Below are 5283 nucleotides of genomic sequence, written 5' to 3' on the forward strand. Positions count from 1 at the left end.
GTGGTAATACCGCAGTTGAAGAAGCGCTGTACCTGGCCAACATCGCCAGCACCGTGACCCTGATTCACCGTCGCGAAACGTTCCGCGCCGAGAAGATCCTGATCGACAAGCTCAATGCCCGGGTTGCCGAAGGCAAGATCATCCTGAAGCTGAACGCGACCCTGGACGAAGTGTTGGGCGACAACATGGGCGTGACCGGTGCTCGCCTGAAGAACAACGATGGCAGCTTCGACGAAATCAAAGTCGACGGTGTGTTCATCGCCATCGGCCACACCCCGAACACGTCGTTGTTCGAAGGTCAGCTGACGTTGAAAGATGGCTACCTGGTTGTACAGGGCGGCCGTGACGGCAACGCCACTGCCACCAGCGTCGAAGGTATCTTTGCTGCCGGTGACGTGGCCGACCACGTTTATCGTCAAGCCATCACCTCGGCCGGCGCCGGCTGCATGGCGGCACTGGACACCGAGCGTTACCTCGACGGCCTGCAGAACGTTTCGTTCTGATTCCTTAGAAAACAAAAAAACCGGCCTTGGCCGGTTTTTTTGTGGGCAGACGATTCTGCCTCAGGACAATTTCGCCAGGCACGCCTCAAGAATATCCAGCCCTTCTTCCAGCACGKCGGCCTCAGTGGTCAATGGCGCGAGCAGCCGAATGATGTGGCGCGACTTGCCGCTGGGCATCAGCAGCAAGCCCGAGTCTCGGGCCAGCGCCAGCAGTTGTGTCAATTGCGCCGAAGCCGGTGTGCCGTCGGCATTGATCAGTTCGATGCCGCGCATCGCACCCACGCCGGTCAAACGGCCCAGATACGGTGACAGTCCGCGTGCCCGCCAGGCTTCGTAGCGGCTGACAATCGCTTCTTCCTGCTGCGTGCCCCAGGCATGCAGATGTGCATCACTCATTTCGTCCAGGGTCGCCAGCGCGGCGGCGCAGGCGATGGGATTGCCTGAGTAGGTGCCGCCCAATCCGCCCTTGGGCAAGTTGTCGACTAGCGACTTGCGCCCGACAACCGCACCCAGCGGCACGCCACCGGCAATGCTTTTACCCAGCAGGATCAGGTCCGGCTCAATGCCCAGTCGCGAAAACGCAAACCGCTGGCCGGTGCGGCCGAAGCCGGACTGGATTTCATCGGCAATCAGCAAAATGCCTTTGTCATCACAGAAACGCCGCAGCGCCTGGGCGAATTCCACATCCATCGCCAGAAACCCGCCTTCGCCCTGTACCGGTTCGACGATAAAACAGGCCACGTCATTCACGTCGATCTCGACGCTGAACAGCCGATCCATCGCCTTCAGGGCCTCGGCGCAGGTCACGTCATTGTCTTTGCTGGGGAAGGGCAGGTGGTACACCGGCCCCGGCAGCACGCCGACTTTCTGCTTGTAAGGCGCGACCTTGCCGTTGAGGTTGAGAGTGGCCAGCGTGCGGCCGTGGAAGGCGCCGTCAAAGGCAATGATCGCGGTGCGGCCGGTGGCGCCACGGACGATCTTCAGGGCGTTTTCCGCCGCTTCCGCGCCGCTATTGGTGAGCATGCCGCTGACCGGGTAATCCACTGGAATAAACGCGGCCAGGCGATCCATGAGTTCGATGTAAGGCACATGGGGAGCCGCGTTGAACGCGTAGTGGGTCAGGCGGGTGGCTTGTTCACGAATGGCCTCGACGATGCGTGGATGGCAATGGCCGAGGTTCAGTACGCCGATTCCCCCGACAAAGTCGATGTAGCGCTTGCCATCGGTGTCCCAGACTTCGGCATTTTTGCCGTGGCTGAGACTGATGGGGTGAACAATGGAAATCGACTGACTGATGGTTTCGCTGCGCATGGATGGCTGACTCTGAAGAAGGGATGCTTCTTTTTATCTAAGCCGCGAGCAGAGGTGTCCGGCAAACGAAATAAAGTTGCCGGGTCAATCTTAAAAGTCGGGATGTGCCCTGRTACCGATCGATGGCGACGCATAATCTGAGGCGAGGGAGCAAGCTCCCTCGCCACAGGTTTAGCGACGAGTCAGTGGCTGCTGAGCGAACTTCACACCCGCCAAGCCATGGGCAATCAACGCCCGGATATTGCCGTGGTCGCTGCCTTCGGGCGTGGCTACCACCGAACGATAATGCTCGCCAAACGCCAACAGCGCTTCTTCATCGCTCAGACCTTCCAGCAGCGCCAGGCCCAGGGTCTTGCACGAGCCTTCGTTCTGCCCGGCTGCGTTTTCCACGCCACCGTTGTTGAAAGCCTGGGGCTGGTAGTCATAACCGGCGGCAATGAACGCCAGGGTGTCGGCGAAAACGTGCTCGCCACTCTTGAGGCTGGCGCGCAGGGTGTTCAAATCACTCATTGGGTTTTCCTTTGGCGAACGCCGCTTGTTGGTCGGCGCTGGCTTCTTTCTGGTATTGGGCTTTCCACTCGGCGTACGGCATGCCGTAAACCACTTCGCGGGCTTCATCGAGGCTGACGTCGATCTGGCGTTCGTCAGCGGCGGCCTTGTACCACTTGGACAGGCAGTTGCGGCAGAAACCCGAGAGGTTCATCAGGTCGATGTTCTGCACGTCCTTGCGGCTGTCCAGGTGGGCAACCAGCCGGCGAAAGGCGGCGGCTTCAAGTTCCAGGCGTTGTTGATCGTTCATGATGGGCTCTGTGCAATCAAATCGTGGCGCGGATGATAAAAGCCTGGCGAGCGATACGCCAGACGCGGTCAGCGGCTGGCAGCCAGGGTAATCGACACCGACTCGGCGAAGCGCAGGGCGTGGGGCTTGTCGACTTCGACTTCGGCATACAGCACCGACTCGTTGGTCATGATCAGGTCCAGCAGCTCCTGGGTCAGGCGCTCGAGCAGGGCAAAGCGATTGCCTTCCACGTGGGCAATGATCGCCTTGGTGATGGTGCGGTAGTTCAGCGCGTGATCGATGTCGTTGTCACGCACGGCGTCCTGGGCGGCATACAGGATGGTCAGGTTGATCAGCACATCCTGCTTGTTGAGGATTTCGTCCTCGTTGATCCCGATGAAAGTTCGCAAACACAGGTCCTTGACCCGGATGCGTGCCATTCCTGGTTGAAGTTGTGGCATTGCTACTTGCTCCGTCCAATCAATTGCAGGAACTCCTGGCGGGTGTTGCTCGACTCGCGGAAGGCACCGAGCATCACCGAGGTGTTCATGGTCGAATTCTGTTTCTCGACGCCGCGCATCATCATGCACATGTGCTGGGCTTCGATGACCACCGCGACACCGGCGGCATCGGTCACTTGCTGCACGGCCTCGGCGATTTGCCGGGTGAGGTTCTCCTGGATTTGCAGGCGGCGGGCGAACATATCCACAAGCCGTGCAATCTTCGACAGGCCCAGCACCTTGCCCGTTGGAATATAAGCCACATGCGCCTTGCCGATGAAGGGCAACATGTGATGTTCACACAGCGAGTACAACTCGATGTTGTCGACAATGATCATTTCATCGTTGTCGGAGGCGAACAGTGCGCCGTTGACGATCTCTTCGACGCTCTGTTCGTAACCGTGACACAGGTATTGCATGGCCTTGGCGGCGCGCAACGGGGTGTCTTGCAGCCCTTCGCGGTCGGGGTTTTCACCCAGGCCGATAAGGATCTCGCGATAGCTCTGGGACAGGGCGCTGTGGGGCAGGGATAACGTCATGGGGACATCCTCGCGGGGGCGGCTTATTTGACGTGCCGTCCGCCATTGACGGTCAGGGTCGTGCCGGTGACATAAGGGTTGTCSAGCAARTAGCGCAGGCTCTGGTAGATCACTTCGCTGCCGGGCTCGATGCCCAGTGCAGATTTGGCCAGGACCCTGGCGCGGTACGCCGCGTCGTCGTCGGGATTGAACAGTAGCAGGGCTGGCGCGATACCGTTGACCTTGATGTCTGGCGCGTACTTGGCGGCAAAGGACAGGGTCAGGCTGTCGAGCCCGGCTTTGCTGGCGCAGTAGCCGATGTGCTTGCTGCTGCCCTTGCGAGTCACGTCATCGCTGATGTGCACGATGTCGGCGGGGCTTGAGCGTCTGAGTAAATCGGCACAGTGCAGGTTGATCAGGTAGGGCGCCAGCATGTGCACGCTGAACATGCGGGTGAAGGCATTGGCTTCGGCGCCCGGGGTTTCGGCCAGCCATTCGGAGGCGTTGTGGACTATCGCCCGCAGGCTGTCGGTGTGGTTCTTCAATTCACCGATGAACGCGAGAATCCCGGCCTCGCTGGAAAAGTCCGCGAACACCGCTGTTGCTCCCAGATCGCGCAGGGTCTTTACGCCGGGGCGTTCGCTGCGGTAGCTGAAAATGACCGGATGGCCGTCTTCGAGCAAACGCTGCGCACAGTGCAGGCCGACACGCTGGCCGGCACCGGTGATGAGGATGGGGGCTGCGGAAGAGGTCATGAACGGCTCGCGTCGCGGTTAGAGCAAAACTATACCAGCGACGGGAGTCGTGCACCTACGCTCCTGCAAGAGTTACTGATTTTGGGTAGTAGGCGTTGCGGGCAACGGTTGTTGCGGTGCGGTGTTCAGCCAGCCGGCCAACAGATGGGTCGACAATGGAATGAAGAAATATACCATCAGTGGTGTCAGGCACAGGGTGCTGACGAACACCCGGGCCAGCAATCCCGTTTCAGCCAATAACGGTCCCAGCACAAAGTTGAACAGCAGGGACACCGGAAAGAACGCCAGCCAGATCGCCACGGCCTGCTTCCAGCGTGGCGGGCGTTGCCCTACCGCACCGAACCAGCCATCGATGCCACTGACCCGATGCTCCGAAGGATGGGCAAACAGATCGCTGCCACGTCCCAGCCAAGCTGTACGCGACGCGGAATGCTCCCAGGCATGCAGGGTCTGCTCGTCGGCGAAGCGGAAAATAATCTGGAACTCGTCATCCTCGGGCGGCGGAGCGAGCACGCCAGAACCGAGATAGCCGGGGAAGTCGGTGGCCAGTTGCTCGCCTTCGCGCAACCAGGCCATCAGGTCCTGATAACGCCCATCGGCGACACGACGCGCAACCATCAACGTGACGGGTGAAGTAGACATTGTGTATCTCCGTAAGGCAAACGCGTCGCTCCGGATAGGAGTTTCGCCAGGCACAGCGCCGGGGTAGTGGGCTGCGTCTTGGGACAAGCAAGGATTATTCCTGATTGTGTCTGGAACTTTCGTTCCAATTAGTTCAACGACGTGTTGAATATCACTGGGGTATGAGAGTGAAAATGTATCAAAATATTAATATGGATCCAAAATCCCTGTGCTGACCGACATTGCGCCTGGCTTGCCCCCCATTACCTCCCTGATTCGAGAGGAGCTGTTCCCGAT

8 protein-coding genes are annotated in these 5283 nt (G+C 59.5%); 1 reads left to right on the forward strand and 7 read right to left on the reverse strand.

The genetic code is table 11. The features are described from left to right. The coding region (locus AC1DLB_RS20320; protein ID WP_477785532.1) for an FAD-dependent oxidoreductase at positions 1-503 on the forward strand (503 nt) is incomplete at its 5' end. A gap of 60 nt (positions 504-563) precedes the next feature. Here the strand turns inward: AC1DLB_RS20320 and AC1DLB_RS20325 are convergent. The 7 genes from AC1DLB_RS20325 to AC1DLB_RS20355 all read right to left on the reverse strand — a co-directional run bounded on the left by AC1DLB_RS20325 (position 564) and on the right by AC1DLB_RS20355 (position 5007). After that, positions 564-1814 (reverse strand): 2-aminoadipate transaminase, encoded by a 1251-nt coding sequence (locus AC1DLB_RS20325; RefSeq protein ID WP_477785533.1) that lies wholly within the window; start codon positions 1812-1814, stop codon positions 564-566. 171 nt (positions 1815-1985) lie between these two features. Further along, entirely contained in the window at positions 1986-2324 is a 339-nt protein-coding gene (locus AC1DLB_RS20330; protein ID WP_018927180.1) for a HopJ type III effector protein, read from the reverse strand. Beyond that, positions 2317-2613, reverse strand: coding sequence for a DUF1244 domain-containing protein (locus AC1DLB_RS20335; RefSeq protein ID WP_018927179.1), 297 nt, complete (start codon positions 2611-2613; stop codon positions 2317-2319). Before AC1DLB_RS20335 ends, AC1DLB_RS20330 begins: the two co-directional genes overlap by 8 nt. A 68-nt stretch (positions 2614-2681) precedes the next feature. Beyond that, positions 2682-3053 carry a dihydroneopterin triphosphate 2'-epimerase gene (gene folX / locus AC1DLB_RS20340; RefSeq protein WP_086944710.1) on the reverse strand — a complete coding sequence of 124 codons (372 nt, stop codon included), beginning with the start codon at positions 3051-3053 and terminating at the stop codon, positions 2682-2684. Positions 3054-3055: 2 nt separating this feature from the next. Next, positions 3056-3631, reverse strand: a complete 576-nt coding sequence (gene folE / locus AC1DLB_RS20345) for a GTP cyclohydrolase I FolE (RefSeq protein ID WP_018927177.1) — start codon at positions 3629-3631, stop codon at positions 3056-3058. A gap of 23 nt (positions 3632-3654) precedes the next feature. Beyond that, positions 3655-4365, reverse strand: coding sequence for a dihydromonapterin reductase (gene folM, locus AC1DLB_RS20350; RefSeq protein ID WP_018927176.1), 711 nt, complete (start codon positions 4363-4365; stop codon positions 3655-3657). A gap of 72 nt (positions 4366-4437) precedes the next feature. After that, complete coding sequence (locus AC1DLB_RS20355) at positions 4438-5007, reverse strand: antibiotic biosynthesis monooxygenase (protein ID WP_477743247.1); 570 nt, start codon at positions 5005-5007, stop codon at positions 4438-4440. Between the last annotated feature and the right edge of the window lie 276 nt (positions 5008-5283).

The sequence above is a fragment of the Pseudomonas sp. 05N434 genome, assembly GCF_056396965.1.